Raw genomic sequence first — 13,534 nt, forward strand, 5'->3', positions numbered from 1 at the left:
GATAGTTTTTCTTTCTATACCCCTTCATCGCGCCAACTAAATCAGCAGCCGGGTTGTATTTAGCCCATCCATTAACAATTGCGTATTTAAATACTTCCCCACAGCGCCTCCTCGCTTTATTTGCACGCTCCATTGCCCCTCTATCTTCGAATACCCTAATTACCTTAATTAAAAGCTTCGGTTCAATCTCTTCCAGTTTTAGCGAACCAATGATTGGGATAATGTCATCCTCGAACATGCTTTTTACTTCAGATTGATACCCTGCCGACCAAACACTAGATTTATGCTTATGCCATTCATAAAAGATTCCTGCAAAAGTATCGCCTGAATCAGTGCTTTTTTGCTTTTTTATTTCCTGCTTTTCCCGAGCAGGATCAATGCCTACCAGAAGCTGCATTTTGGCCGCACTTTGTTTAGATCGAGCTTCAGTCAGCGATATCTGAGGGTATGGCCCTATTACAAGCACCTTTTCTTTGGACTCGAAATAGTAGCGCAACCGCCACACCTTCTTTCCAGACGGAGGCACATAAAGGAACAGCCCCCCCGAGTCCGCCAGACGGTAGGCTTTATCTTTAGGCTTTGCAGCCTCAACCTGTTTGATGTTTAGCATGCGGGTATAATCCGAGGGTGATTTAATCTTATGCCCGCAATATGCCCGCAAAATATCGGTGTAGTCAAGTTAGACTGGGTGCTATAGGGTAATGAGTTATGCTAAGAAAGGCTTGTGCTGCAAGGGTTTTGGTTATACTGAGTAGCGGTGGGTTATGAGTTATTGGTGTCCCCTACAGGAATCGAACCTGTAACTAGCCCTTAGGAGGGGCTTGTTATATCCGTTTAACTAAGGAGACTTTACCTAGCGCTAGCCTGGCTAGTTCGCATTGGGGCTGTATCCTAGCGTAAATGCTCATGTTTTTACAAGCCTTACGTTTTTTTTCTTCCTTTTGAGTGTTTCTTCATTGGTTTTCAAAAAGGTTCGTTTAATTGCAAATGCATACGCATTGAGTACTGAATTAATTCAAATAATGTGTGCAGGATACTTAGCATGGTACTGAACGATATAAACGTAGAAGCATCAATGTTAAGTTTTACACCGGTCCGGCTGAAGTGTAGTGGTCAAAAAAGTGGCCACGGCTTCAGAATTTTTCCACAACAGCAGCAGCGGTGTAATGCTGTACGAGTTGGGCAGCTTCAAGGCGAAACTCGAGGCTAAAATTGCCTCTGTTACGCCAGAGAGAACTGGGGGAGCTAGCTGAAACCAGTTGCCAGGAATGGAATTAACATTCTGGTACAGTACAGCGACCACAGTAACCGACTGATTCTGCTGACGGATGATGACATTCAGGCAGCTGAAGAAACCAGAAAATCGGCATTACCCTCTGAATGAACTCTCTGAAAACAGAATATGACTGTAAGTCGGATGATTCTCTTGAAAAATCCATGTCACTGGTTGCTTCTGCCCTATCTGACCCGTAAAGGGTCAGTATTTTGTGTGCCCTGATGGATGGAGGTGCGTGGACAGCAACGGAACTCAGTGCGGTTGCAGACATTGTCGCATCCACTACCAGCGGGCATCTTACCCGGCTTCTCAACCACGGGCTCACTTGAGGTATATATCCGGTCGTGTAATCGCCCATGCACCATTTTCTTTATTGACGGGGGCATAGCCGAGTTTTTCATAAAGCCAGGGAGCCGTTGTTGTGAACAACATTATCCTACGAAGTTTCACAAAAACTGGATGTTTATGAATGCATTCTATCAGCCATCTTCCCAGTCCCTCGCCCTGAAATTCCTCAAGTATGTAGACATCGCACAGGTAAGCGAAGGTAGAATAGTCCGTTATCAGACGTGCAAAGCCGATCTGAGATTCATTTTGATAAACGCCAAAACTAAGGGTGTTATCAATTGAGGCAGAGACGATGTCGAGATCGATTCCTTTAGCCCATGTAGACCGCGTCAAATACTGATATATAGCGGGTACATCCAGCTTTTCTCTGTCGGTGCTCACCAGAAAGTTATTCTCACGCCATTCGTGTATCGCTGAAATGCTCATGTTCATACCTGTTCAGATAATGTTGCGGAAATTGTAAATTTCGTGCCGAAAACGAACACGATTACCACCATGGTATGTTAATCAATGAGGAGCAGGGCAAAAGTCGCCGGTTTGTTGTCTTTTTTGTTAGACTCTTTAAACACATATAGCACACGATTTAATCACACAAAAAACAGCATAAGCACTAGGCTCCGAGGAACCCGACATGACTACCTTTTATCAACTAAGTGCTACAAGCCTGCGTGGCCAAACTATTTCTATGGCTGATTACGCTGGCAAGCTGGTTCTGGTGGTCAATACCGCCAGCCATTGTGGATTCACGCCACAATACGCAGGCCTTGAAGCGCTCTACAGGAAGTACGCCGCCGAGGGTCTGATGATACTGGGTTTCCCCTGCAACCAGTTTGGTAAACAGGAACCCGGCGGTGCCGACGAAATTGCGCAGACCTGTCACATCAATTACGGTGTGAGTTTCCCGATGTTCGATAAAGTAGAGGTAAACGGCGCTGCAACGCACCCGGTGTTTGGTTACCTGAAGAATGAATTGCCCGGCGTGCTGGGCGGGCGGATCAAATGGAACTTCACCAAGTTTTTGATCGGACGCGACGGCAAACCGCTCAAGCGTTTTGCACCGATCTCTACCCCCGAGAAAATGGAAGCTGCAATTCTTGCGGCACTTTAAAACAAAGTGTTTCTGCAATCCCAGCCATTCATCTTTTGAGAGTTTCCGAAAAATTGATTATATCCGTGTGAGGTCAACGCCCGCTTCACGCGCTGAGACATTCAACGGGTCTGTCAACGTGAGCCGGTCACCTCGCCCGCACAGGTACTTGTTTGCGCACTGCATTAGACAGAACTAACGATGTAGTTACTGAACCATGAACCGCCAGAGCATCGACAATAGCCTCTAAATCAGTCGGTTGAGAAAAAACGCAGCGTACTATAAAGCAGTCCTCTCCTGTGATCCTGTCAGCTTCTATCACCTCGGGGATATCTTTAAACAATGCCAGATATCGCTGGATGTATTGGTGAGTTGTGCGTACTCGCAGGATCGCCTGTAATCCCAGCCCTACTGCTCGCAAATTGACACGCGCGCCGTATCCTTCAATGACGCCTGCGCTTTCGAGTTTTTTGACCCGCTCGCTCATTGCTGGCTGCGAAAGTCCAATGCGTTTGCCCAAAGAGGCCAGACTCTGACGGGCGTTGGTTTGAAGTGCTTCCAAAATTTGCCGATCTTTACTGTCAAGTTCCATGCGAGTCCTTTGCGTAAAACGTAGATGAATCATCGGCTAATCGGGCTCAATTTCGATGATTTGCCATTCAGGAACGATGTGTTATTCGCCTACATTATGTGAACACCTCTTTGGGAATCAAGACATGACATCTTCAATATTGCTTCTGCCGGGAATTGGCAACTCGGGCGCTGGACACTGGCAAACGCTATGGGCACAGGCCGACGCGTCAATGGCGCTAATTTCGGGACAAGACTGGGATCATCCGATTTGCGAGGAGTGGGTCGAAAATTTAGAAACTGCCGTCAGAAAAACCGGTCCAGACGTCATTTTGGTCGCCCACAGCCTTGGCTGCCTGCAGGTTGCGAACTGGGCACATTATAGCCGCACGGTTGTGAGAGGCGCTTTGCTGGTCGCGGTGCCCGATCCCGCCCGCGAGGCATTTCCCGAACAGGCGAAGGGGTTTGGTTTTCCCCGGAGTGAAAAGCCTTTCGCCTTTCCGAGCACGATAATTGCCAGTTCCAATGATCCTTATGCCGATATTGATTACAGCCAGCGCCGTGCCGATGCCTGGGGCAGTTGTCTGGTCAATATCGGTGATCGAGGGCATATCAACGCAGCCAGCGGGCTTGGTGACTGGCCTCAGGGGCGAGCATGGTTAAAAGAGCTTGCAGCTCGACGATCACCAGACCTCGCGCATTACCGCAACACGTCTCTTTGAGCGCCAATCGCGCCCGAAACCAGCAATCAGGCACCCATACTTGATTCCTTTATCACTTATCGGTCTTCGGCGGTTTATTGCCGGCGTTACGGGCTTTGCGGCGTTCACTGCTTAAATCATTCCTGATTTGGGCGTGGCTTATCAGCGCGAAGATAAAAGTGCCGCCAATAATGTTGCCCGCCAGCGTCGGCAAAGCGAAAGGCCACAGGAATTGATACCACGGGATAGCGCCAGAGAGCACCAGATACAGTACTTCCACCGAGCCGACGACGATGTGAGTCAGGTTGCCAATTGATACCAGGTAGGTCATCAGCAGTATTACCCAGATTTTAGCCGCACCGGCGCTTGGCAGCATCCACACCATAGTGGCAATCAGCCAGCCGGAAACCACGCCGCCGACAAACATCTGCGCCGGATCTTTTGCCATGACTTCCATGCTGATAGTCTTGAACGCCTGCATCACCGAAGGCTCGAACAGCGGCAGGTATATAAAGGCTAATGAAGCAAGCGCCGCCCCCACGATATTACCTGCCAAAACTACGCCCCAAAGTCGAAAAAGAATGCCGAAGTTTTTCAGCGTTGGTTTGTGCATTACTGGTAACACAGCGGTAACAGTATTTTCAGTAAACAGCTGTTGGCGCGCCATAATGACAATAATAAAGCCGACGGTATAACCGAGATTTTCCAAAAAAAATCTCGCAGGAGTGTCTTCAAGCTGCTCGTGTAAAATACCTTTAGTCACTAGCGACGCACTAATTGACAGACCGGCAGCAATCGCCGACCACATTAACGCCAGCCCGTCGCGCTCTAATTCTTTTTCGCCCTCCTGGCGAATTTGTTCATGTACCGCGGCGGCGCGAGAGGGCAGACGATCTTCATCAACCTCTATTTCACTGCCATCTTCGCTTTCTTCGCTCTCAACTTCCGGACCCTTTTTTTTATCTTTATCTGCTGCTTGGTCGCCATTATTCATTTATTACCCCCAGATAAAATCACCCAATAACTAAAGAGGAACTATTAAAAAACACAGCGTTTACATTTTGTATTATTTACAAGCATAGGTGAGTTTTTGGGCTTTTCGCGCGCTTTGAGAACGAAATGAGAAAAATAACAACTTATTAACACTTTGTTGTTAGGTGCTAAAGGCTGTATTTTTTCTGTAAATTGGAAGTTATATAGAGGTAAACTGCGCAGCCAGAGCCTACATGGTTAGTAAGGCTTATGATATTATGCCTTTTCCTGAAAGATAAGAGACTCGCCCATGTTAGAAGCGCTTAACCTCAGTTGTGTTCGCGATGAGCGAGCCCTGTTTAGCGGCTTAAGTTTCACCATCCAACCGGGCGAAATTGTCCAGATTGAGGGTCAAAACGGCGCAGGCAAAACCAGTTTAATGCGGATTTTAGCCGGTCTTTCTTCACCGGACGAGGGCGAAGTTCAGTGGCAGGGGCAAAATACCCGTCGTCAGCGCGAGATATTCCATCAGCATTTGCTGTTTCTCGGGCATCATCCGGGGATTAAATCCGTGCTCACTGCCTACGAAAACCTGGCTTTTTATCAAACTGCTGGTGGTCGAGAGGCGCAAACGGCTATTTACGATGCGCTGGAGCAGGTCGGTCTGTTAGGTTATGAAGACGTCGTGGTGGCTCAGCTTTCTGCCGGTCAACAGCGTCGGGTGGCATTAGCCCGATTATGGATAAGCCAGGCGCCGCTGTGGATTTTGGACGAGCCGCTGACTGCAATCGATAAACAGGGCGTCAGCACGCTAATCGAACTATTTGAACGTCATGCCCGAAACGGCGGCATGGTGCTGTTAACCACTCATCAGGATTTACCGGGCGTCACTCGCGCAGTGCGTAAAATTCGTCTGACCAGTGCAGAGTTGGCCTAATGTTTATTAAAGTTTTACGCCGCGAGCTGAAAATCGCTTTCCGAAAAAGCGCCGAGATTATTAACCCGCTGTGGTTTTTCCTGATTGTTATCACGCTGTTCCCGCTGGGTATTGGTCCTGAACCCAAGCTGCTGGCTCGCATTGCGCCGGGGATTGTCTGGGTGGCGGCGCTGTTATCGTCACTGCTTTCTCTAGAGCGATTGTTTCGTGATGACTATCTCGACGGGTCGCTTGAGCAACATATGCTGTTGCCCGCACCGCTGACCCTAACGGTTATCGGCAAAGTGTGTGCTCACTGGATAGTGACCGGGCTGCCGTTGTTAATTATTTCTCCACTGATGGCGCTGTTGTTGTCACTGGATTTTAAAACCTGGGAAGCAGTGGCGTTAACGTTGCTGCTTGGAACGCCGACGCTGAGTTTTATCGGGGCGATCGGGGTTGCGCTCACAGTTGGGCTGCGCAAGGGCGGAGTATTATTGAGTTTGCTGGTGTTGCCGCTCTACATTCCGGTGCTGATTTTTTCAACCGGTGCGATTGATGCGGCCTCGATGGGGATGCCGATCGGCGGTTATCTGGCGATCCTGGGCGCGATGTTGGCGGGAAGCATTACTTTGGCTCCTTTTGCCACCTCGGCGGCGCTTAGGGTGAGTGTTCACTAGCAGCCTGAGATTTACATCTGTGTACGCTTGGTGATTAATAACCATAAATAGAGTAATGAATTTACTTGTGGTTACAATACGCCTGAAAAAACGCAACCTTTGACTAACATCACACTTCTCTATAGGGAACAATAGGGGCAATGCCTAAAAGAGTGGAAGGCACCTGCAATGGACCTGACCGCCAATGTGACCCATTTAAAGGTTTACGGCATTTAATTTAGTGTAATTTTAACGTGAGCAATGACAAATAATGTGGAAATGGTTACATCAACTCGCAAGGCCTGAGCGGCTTTACCACGTCTGCGGCCGTTTTATTCCCTGGCTGGCCATCGCGGGTATTGTTTGCCTTTTGGTCGGTTGGATCTGGGGCTTTGGCTACGCACCTCCTGATTATCAGCAAGGCAACAGCTACCGGATCATGTACATCCACGTTCCTGCCGCTATCTGGTCCATGGGCATTTATAGCTCAATGGCCATTGCTGCGTTTATCGGCCTGGTCTGGCAGATGAAAATGTCGGAACTGGCGATGGCAGCGATGGCGCCGGTCGGCGCAGTATTTACCTTTATCGCGTTGGTCACCGGCTCGGCCTGGGGCAAACCGATGTGGGGCACCTGGTGGGTCTGGGACGCGCGTCTCACCTCCGAGCTGGTGTTACTGTTCCTGTATCTTGGCGTGATTGCTCTCTATAACTCTTTTGAAGACAAACGTACCGCCGGACGTGCTGCCGGAATTCTGGTGCTGGTCGGCGTGGTGAATATTCCAATCATCCATTACTCGGTTCAATGGTGGAATACGCTTCATCAGGGTTCAAGCGACTTTGGCAAGACTATCGATCCAAGCATGCGCTATCCGCTGTTCTGGGCGGTATTCGGCTATCTGTTCTTCTTTATTACCCTGACCCTGATGCGTTTACGCAATCTGATCATCAATCAGGAGCGCACACGCCCCTGGGTGTCGTCGCTGGTTAATAAGGAGCGCGGATAATGAACGCTGCATTCCCTACCTGGCAAGCCTTCTTCGAGATGGGTGGCTACGCGTTTTATGTCTGGCTCTCGGTCATCGTTACCCTGATTTCTTTATTTGGCATTGTTATTCATACCCTCTGGTATCGCCGTCAGCTGTTAGCTGACATTCGCCGCCGTCAGTCCCGCGAACAGCGGATCCGTCAATCTAAAAAACAGGCCAGCGCAGCAGCTAAAACTGCCGCAGTAAGGTCGCCGGACTCCTCCCGGGAGAAGTTATCGTGAATCCTCGTCGTAAAAATCGCATGTACCTTGCGTTGATGGTCCTGGTGGGTTTGGGGCTGGCAACTGCATTGGTGATGTATGCGTTACGTTCCAATATTGATTTATTTTATACACCAAGTGAAATTTTGCAGGGCAAAGGCAAAGACCATGAATTGCCGTTTGTTGGCCAGCGTTTGCGTATCGGTGGCATGGTGATGCCCGGTTCCGTAAAACGCGACGACAAAACCCTTGAAGTCCATTTTAAAATCTATGATGCCCGTGGCGCTATTGCCGTGACTTATTACGGCATCTTGCCAGACCTGTTCCGTGAAGGGCAGGGCGTGGTGGCGCAAGGCGTGATGGAATCTGACAACGTCGTCATGGCGAAGCAGGTTCTTGCCAAGCATGACGAGAAATACGTGCCACCAGAAGTTGAAGACGCAATGAAAGATAATCATACCGGGCCTGCCTCGGCATATGTTGCTCCCGCCAAAGGAAACGGCCAGTCATGATCCCTGAAATTGGTACTTTTGCGCTCTGTCTGGCATTGGGTCTGTCGACATTATTGAGCATTTACCCGCAGTGGGGCGCTACGCGTCAGGATGAGCGAATGATGGCGATGGCTCGTCCGCTGTCTTACGGCATGTTCGGCTGCATCCTGCTGGCGTTTATCATTCTGGTCCACGCATTTGTGGTCAATGATTTCTCTGTGGCCTATGTGGCCAACAACTCCAACACTCATTTGCCGGTTTACTACCGTATGGCGGCAACATGGGGGGCGCACGAAGGCTCTCTGTTGCTGTGGGTGCTGTTGCTGAGCTGCTGGACTACGGCAGTGGCGCTGTTCAGCCGCCGTATGCCAAACGATGCCGTTGCGCGCGTATTGGCAGTTATGGGGCTTATCACCACTGGCTTCCTGCTGTTTATTTTGCTGACTTCCAACCCGTTCCTGCGCACGCTGCCAAACTTCCCGATTGACGGCAGCGACCTGAACCCTGTATTGCAGGATATTGGCCTGATTTTCCATCCACCTATCCTTTATATGGGCTACGTGGGTTTCTCTGTTGCATTTGCCTTCGCCATTGCTTCACTGATGGCCGGTCGTCTGGATACAGCCTGGGCGCGCTGGTCGCGTCCCTGGACGCAGGCCGCCTGGGTATTTCTGACTGTAGGTATCGTGCTTGGCTCTGCCTGGGCGTATTACGAATTAGGCTGGGGCGGCTGGTGGTTCTGGGATCCGGTAGAAAATGCCTCGTTTATGCCGTGGCTTGCCGGTACGGCACTGATCCACTCATTGGCAGTGACCGAAAAACGCGGCACTTTCAAAGCCTGGACCGTGCTGCTGGCGATCACCTGTTTCTCACTCTGCCTGCTGGGTACTTTCCTGGTGCGTTCTGGCGTGCTGGTTTCCGTACACTCCTTTGCCTCAGACCCGGCGCGTGGCATGTTTATTCTCGCCTATCTGGTGATTGTGATTGGCAGTTCGCTGCTGCTCTACGCAATTAAAGGAAATTCGGTGCGTGCGCCAAGCCGCCACGAACCTTACTCGCGTGAAAGTTTCCTGCTCGGCAACAACGTATTGCTGGTTGCCGCCATGCTGGTGGTGCTGCTCGGTACACTGTTGCCGCTGGTACACAAACAGCTGGGCCTCGGCAGTATTTCTATCGGCGAACCGTTCTTTAACACCATGTTCACCTGGTTGATGGCTCCGCTGGCGCTGCTGCTGGGAATCGGTCCTCTGGTGCGCTGGCGTCGTGACGAGCCGAGCAAACTGTGGCGTCGCCTGGGTATCGCGCTGGTCGTTACGCTGCTGCTGTCGATTCTCTTGCCATGGCTGTTGCAGGACAAAATTGTCGGCATGACGGTTGTCGGAATGCTGATGTCAGTGTGGGTTATTCTGCTCACGCTGATGGAGTTGCACGAGCGCGCGATCCATCGTCACACCTTCTTGCGCGGACTGACGCATCTGTCTCGCAGCCATTGGGGCATGGTCCTGGGGCATCTTGGCGTGGCAGTGACCGTTATTGGTATCTCATTTAGTCAGAACTACAGCGTCGAGCGTGACGTGCGCATGAAAGCGGGCGATACCGTGGATATTCAGGGTTATCACTTCGAGTTCCGCGATCTTACCGACATTACCGGGCCAAACTACACCGGCGGCGAAGCCAATATCGACGTCACCCGCAATGGCAAATTCGTTACCGTGCTGCATGCCGAAAAACGTTACTACAGCGTGTCGCACAGCATGATGACCGAAGCGGCCATTGACGGGAATCTGGCGCGCGATCTTTACGCTGCGCTGGGCGAAGAACTGGACGACGGTTCATGGGCCGTGCGCCTGTATTACAAACCGTTTGTTCGCTGGATCTGGCTGGGTGGCATCTTTATGGCCGTCGGCGGCATCCTGTGTATTCTTGACCCACGCTATCGCATGACCAAGAAGTTGAAACGTCAGGGCAAAGAGGCGGCGGAGGAAGTATGAACCGTAAAATCCTATTTATTCCGCTGTTTCTGTTTCTGGCGCTCGCGGCGGCTTTCCTGGTACAGCTGACTCGAAATGCGCACGGCGATGACCCGACGCTGCTCGAGTCTGCGCTGGTGGGCAAACCGGTGCCCGTGTTTAAGCTGGAATCGCTGTTTGAACCGGGCAAGACTTACGATCAGACGATTTTCCACACCGGTAAGCCGATTTTACTGAACGTCTGGGCGACTTGGTGTCCGACCTGCCGCGCCGAGCATGATTATCTCAACACGCTTGCCGCAAAAGGCGTGCACGTGATCGGCATGAACTATAAAGACGATCGCAACAAAGCGGTTAATTGGCTGAACACGCTGGGTAACCCTTATGCACTGAGTCTTTACGACGGTGACGGCATGCTGGGACTGGATCTCGGCGTGTATGGCGCGCCAGAGACTTTCCTGATCGACGGCAACGGTATTGTGCGTTATCGCCATGCCGGAGACCTTAACGAGCAGGTTTGGCAGAAAGAAGTTCGCCCGCTGTACAACAAGTACGGAGGCAACGCATGAGAATTCTATCGTTAATCTTTGGCTTGATGATGAGTTTCAGCGTATTTGCCGCCATAGATGCTTATCAGTTCAAGTCTCCGCAGCAGGAGCAGCAATATCGCCAACTGACCGAGCAACTGCGTTGCCCGAAATGTCAGAACACCAATATTGCCGCTTCAGATTCGATCATTGCTGCGGATATGCGCAAAAAGACTCTCGAATTGCTGAACGAAGGTCAGTCTAGCAAGCAGATCGTCGAGTACATGGTCGCGCGCTATGGCAACTTCGTGACCTACGAACCGCCAGTGACACCGTCAACCGTGATCCTGTGGGTTGGCCCTGCGCTGTTTGTGATCGTAGGTGCATTGGTCATTATTTTACGCGCCCGTCGTCGTCAGACAGGCGAGCAGATGTCTTCGCAAGAGCAACAGCGACTGGCGCGGTTGATCGGCGAAAATGACAGGAAAGAATCATGATTGTTTTTTGGCTGGTGATTATTGCGCTGGTGCTGGTAGGTATCGCGCTGTTTATTGTTCCTGTTATTCGCGGCGATCGTGACGATCTCGCAAACACGCGTGACGATCTGAACAAAGCTTTCTATCATCATCGTTTGACCGAATTGGAAGAAGACGAGCAGCAGGGCGTAGTGTCTGCGCCCGAGCGTCCTATCTTCGTTCAGGAATTGCAGGAAAACCTGCTCAGCGATATTCCGGGGCAGGCCAGCAAGGCGGGTAAACCTATTCCGCGCTGGACGCTGGTGCCTGGCGTGGTGATGCTGGTAGTCGTGACATTGGGTTTTTATTTCTATGCCGGTGGTTTCGGACAGGTTAGCGCCTGGCATCAGGTAATGAACAGAATGCCCGATTTACGCGCCCGCGTAGCCGACGTTAATGCCAAACCGCTTAATATGTTGGATATTCAGGATCTTGGTTTGGGCCTGCGCACTGATTTGCAGGATAACCCGGATAACGCTAAAGATTGGCTGATGTTGGGCCGCGTAGGGATGGCATTAAATAACGCCAGCACCGCGACCCAGGCTTTTGCTCGCGCTTACGCACTTTCTCCAAATGATATGGATATTAAACTGGGTTATGCTGACGTGCTTACCCGCTCCACCGATCCGCAGGATAATATCAACGGTGGCAATATGTTGCGTGATATGCTTGAGCATAATCAAGGTAATCTGCAAGTATTGAGTTTGCTGGCTTATAATGAATATGAACAGGGTCACTATCCGCAGGCGATAGGGGCGTGGCAGGTGATGTTGAAGATCTTGCCGGCCGGTGACAAGCGTACTGAAATGGTTAAAGCGAGCATTGAGCAGGCTAAAGCCAAATCGGGAATGGATAAGGTGAAACTGGGCGTTGCCGTAACGCTGTCGCCGCGTGCGCAGCATCAGCTACCGCAGCAGGGTACAGTATTTATTTCAGTGACGGATGGTAGCAGCCCGGTGCCGGTTGCAGTTAAAAAGCTGCCTCTGAGCCGTTTCCCGCTGTCCGTTACCGTGGATGATACCAATGCCATGATGCCTGAACGCTTACTGTCTTCATTACACCAATTAAAAGTACGAGTGCGTATTTCACAGACTGGCTTGGCGACGCCAGCATCAGGCGACTGGTACGGCGACAGCCCACTGACCGATTTCTCGGGCACTGGACAAGTCAATATAGAGATTAATCAGCAGGTTCCATAAAAAATGGAGCCGAAGCATAAACAGGGAGAACAAGATGGACTTTCGCCTGACTGGGCTGGCGGTTGCCACATTATTATTGGTCGGCTGTGCGGATAAACCAAAATCACTGGTTACGCCTTCTACGCCGCCAACGACTTCGGCTTCAATATCAGCGCCCAATGCTAAAGCGACTACACTCGGCGTAGCGCCTACGGCAGCAGATGCAGCGCATCCACCGGCTCCAGAAGCGGTTGATCCGCAGCTCGGTGGCCGATCGGATCCGCTGCAAGGTTTTAACCGTTCAATGTTCAACTTCAACATGAACGTGCTGGATCCTTACGTTCTCCGTCCGGTGGCAGTGGCATGGCGTGATTACCTGCCACAGCCCGCGCGCAACGGACTGAGCAATTTCTTCGACAACCTGAGTGAGCCATCCTCGATGGTCAACAGTTTCCTGGAAGGGAATATTAATGACGGCGCCAAGCATTTTACCCGCTTCTTCATTAACACCATCCTGGGCGTTGGCGGCCTGATCGACGTTGCATCAATGGCGAATCCAGAGCTTTCTAAAGAGGATCCTGTGCGCTTTGGTAGCACATTGGGTCACTACGGTGTGGGCTACGGTCCTTACGCTGTGTTGCCAGGTTATGGCAGCGCGACACCTCGTGAAGACGTCGGTGGCATTGTTGACGACCTTTACTTCCCGCTTAACTACCTGACATGGTGGATGACGGCCGGTAAATGGGCGTTGCAGGGCATCGAAACCCGTGCTCAGTTGCTGGATTCAGACGGCCTGCTGAAAAACTCTTCCGACCCGTATGAGTTTGTTCGCGCCGCGTACTTCCAGCATCATGACTTCCTGGCGTCCGGCGGCAAGCTGACTCCAGTCGTCAACCCGAACGCAGCAGCGATTCAGGGCGATCTCGACAGTATCGATTCAGCTAACTGATACTAAAAAGCGTCCGTTGTAGCTTAGAAATTATCTCTCTTGCAGAATAATCCGTGAGGCCAGACTTGAAAAAGTCCGGCCTCTTTTTTTGCGCTTTACTCGCAGGCAAATAGCATACCTGTCTGCG

The 13,534-nt window shown here is 51.0% G+C and carries 16 protein-coding genes, 1 tRNA gene and 2 pseudogenes; 14 read left to right on the plus strand and 5 right to left on the minus strand.

Annotated features, from left to right (window positions below; translation table 11 throughout):
• On the minus strand, window positions 1-610 hold a 610-nt coding region (locus SPM24T3_RS08775), incomplete at its 3' end, for an integrase arm-type DNA-binding domain-containing protein (RefSeq protein WP_009636384.1).
• A gap of 163 nt (window positions 611-773) precedes the next feature.
• Window positions 774-848: transfer RNA gene (locus tag SPM24T3_RS08780), tRNA-Arg, on the minus strand.
• Between the two features lie 361 nt (window positions 849-1,209).
• On the opposite strand from SPM24T3_RS08780, the pseudogene SPM24T3_RS25875 reads away from it, so the two are divergent.
• Window positions 1,210-1,384 (plus strand): annotated as a pseudogene (locus SPM24T3_RS25875) (amino acid-binding protein); the annotation flags it as partial.
• Window positions 1,381-1,599 (plus strand): annotated as a pseudogene (locus SPM24T3_RS24615) (ArsR/SmtB family transcription factor); the annotation flags it as partial. The pseudogenes SPM24T3_RS25875 and SPM24T3_RS24615, both read left to right, overlap by 4 nt.
• Here the strand turns inward: SPM24T3_RS24615 and SPM24T3_RS08785 are convergent.
• Window positions 1,598-2,050, minus strand: coding sequence for a GNAT family N-acetyltransferase (locus tag SPM24T3_RS08785; protein ID WP_009636385.1), 453 nt, complete (start codon window positions 2,048-2,050; stop codon window positions 1,598-1,600). The pseudogene SPM24T3_RS24615 and the gene SPM24T3_RS08785 overlap by 2 nt on opposite strands.
• A 205-nt stretch (window positions 2,051-2,255) precedes the next feature.
• On the opposite strand from SPM24T3_RS08785, the gene SPM24T3_RS08790 reads away from it, so the two are divergent.
• The gene (locus SPM24T3_RS08790) at window positions 2,256-2,732 is read left to right on the plus strand and encodes a glutathione peroxidase (protein ID WP_009636386.1); all 477 of its coding nucleotides are present in this window, start codon (window positions 2,256-2,258) and stop codon (window positions 2,730-2,732) included.
• A gap of 127 nt (window positions 2,733-2,859) precedes the next feature.
• On the opposite strand, the gene SPM24T3_RS08795 is transcribed toward SPM24T3_RS08790, so the two are convergent.
• The gene (locus SPM24T3_RS08795; protein WP_009636387.1) at window positions 2,860-3,303 is read right to left on the minus strand and encodes an Lrp/AsnC family transcriptional regulator; all 444 of its coding nucleotides are present in this window, start codon (window positions 3,301-3,303) and stop codon (window positions 2,860-2,862) included.
• Between the two features lie 124 nt (window positions 3,304-3,427).
• Between SPM24T3_RS08795 and SPM24T3_RS08800 the strand changes: the two genes are divergently transcribed.
• On the plus strand, window positions 3,428-4,003 hold the full coding sequence (locus tag SPM24T3_RS08800) for an alpha/beta hydrolase (protein ID WP_009636388.1): 576 nt from the start codon (window positions 3,428-3,430) through the stop codon (window positions 4,001-4,003).
• A 52-nt stretch (window positions 4,004-4,055) separates the two neighbouring features.
• On the opposite strand, the gene SPM24T3_RS08805 is transcribed toward SPM24T3_RS08800, so the two are convergent.
• A complete protein-coding gene (locus tag SPM24T3_RS08805; protein WP_009636389.1) occupies window positions 4,056-4,976 on the minus strand; it encodes a formate/nitrite transporter family protein in 921 nt (306 codons plus the stop codon).
• Between the two features lie 288 nt (window positions 4,977-5,264).
• Between SPM24T3_RS08805 and ccmA the strand changes: the two genes are divergently transcribed.
• From ccmA to mlaA, 10 genes are all read left to right on the plus strand, one after another.
• Window positions 5,265-5,891 (plus strand): cytochrome c biogenesis heme-transporting ATPase CcmA, encoded by a 627-nt coding sequence (ccmA, locus tag SPM24T3_RS08810; protein WP_009636390.1) that lies wholly within the window; start codon window positions 5,265-5,267, stop codon window positions 5,889-5,891.
• Window positions 5,891-6,550, plus strand: a complete 660-nt coding sequence (gene ccmB / locus SPM24T3_RS08815) for a heme exporter protein CcmB (RefSeq protein WP_009636391.1) — start codon at window positions 5,891-5,893, stop codon at window positions 6,548-6,550. Before ccmA ends, ccmB begins: the two co-directional genes overlap by 1 nt.
• A 250-nt stretch (window positions 6,551-6,800) precedes the next feature.
• On the plus strand, window positions 6,801-7,535 hold the full coding sequence (locus tag SPM24T3_RS08820; protein ID WP_009636392.1) for a heme ABC transporter permease: 735 nt from the start codon (window positions 6,801-6,803) through the stop codon (window positions 7,533-7,535).
• Window positions 7,535-7,798, plus strand: coding sequence for a heme exporter protein CcmD (gene ccmD / locus SPM24T3_RS08825; protein ID WP_009636393.1), 264 nt, complete (start codon window positions 7,535-7,537; stop codon window positions 7,796-7,798). The genes SPM24T3_RS08820 and ccmD overlap by 1 nt, the downstream gene beginning before the upstream one ends.
• A complete protein-coding gene (ccmE, locus tag SPM24T3_RS08830; RefSeq protein WP_009636394.1) occupies window positions 7,795-8,289 on the plus strand; it encodes a cytochrome c maturation protein CcmE in 495 nt (164 codons plus the stop codon). Before ccmD ends, ccmE begins: the two co-directional genes overlap by 4 nt.
• Window positions 8,286-10,259, plus strand: coding sequence for a heme lyase CcmF/NrfE family subunit (locus SPM24T3_RS08835; RefSeq protein WP_009636395.1), 1,974 nt, complete (start codon window positions 8,286-8,288; stop codon window positions 10,257-10,259). The genes ccmE and SPM24T3_RS08835 overlap by 4 nt, the downstream gene beginning before the upstream one ends.
• Entirely contained in the window at window positions 10,256-10,807 is a 552-nt protein-coding gene (locus tag SPM24T3_RS08840; RefSeq protein ID WP_009636396.1) for a DsbE family thiol:disulfide interchange protein, read from the plus strand. Before SPM24T3_RS08835 ends, SPM24T3_RS08840 begins: the two co-directional genes overlap by 4 nt.
• The gene (locus SPM24T3_RS08845; protein ID WP_009636397.1) at window positions 10,804-11,262 is read left to right on the plus strand and encodes a cytochrome c-type biogenesis protein; all 459 of its coding nucleotides are present in this window, start codon (window positions 10,804-10,806) and stop codon (window positions 11,260-11,262) included. The genes SPM24T3_RS08840 and SPM24T3_RS08845 overlap by 4 nt, the downstream gene beginning before the upstream one ends.
• Window positions 11,259-12,479, plus strand: coding sequence for a c-type cytochrome biogenesis protein CcmI (gene ccmI / locus SPM24T3_RS08850; RefSeq protein WP_009636398.1), 1,221 nt, complete (start codon window positions 11,259-11,261; stop codon window positions 12,477-12,479). The genes SPM24T3_RS08845 and ccmI overlap by 4 nt, the downstream gene beginning before the upstream one ends.
• A 34-nt stretch (window positions 12,480-12,513) precedes the next feature.
• Entirely contained in the window at window positions 12,514-13,407 is an 894-nt protein-coding gene (gene mlaA, locus SPM24T3_RS08855) for a phospholipid-binding lipoprotein MlaA (RefSeq protein WP_009636399.1), read from the plus strand.
• Window positions 13,408-13,534: the final 127 nt, after the last annotated feature.

Origin of the sequence: Serratia sp. M24T3 (genome assembly GCF_000257645.1) — a bacterium.
In the GTDB taxonomy this organism is placed as follows: Bacteria; Pseudomonadota; Gammaproteobacteria; order Enterobacterales; family Enterobacteriaceae; genus Rouxiella.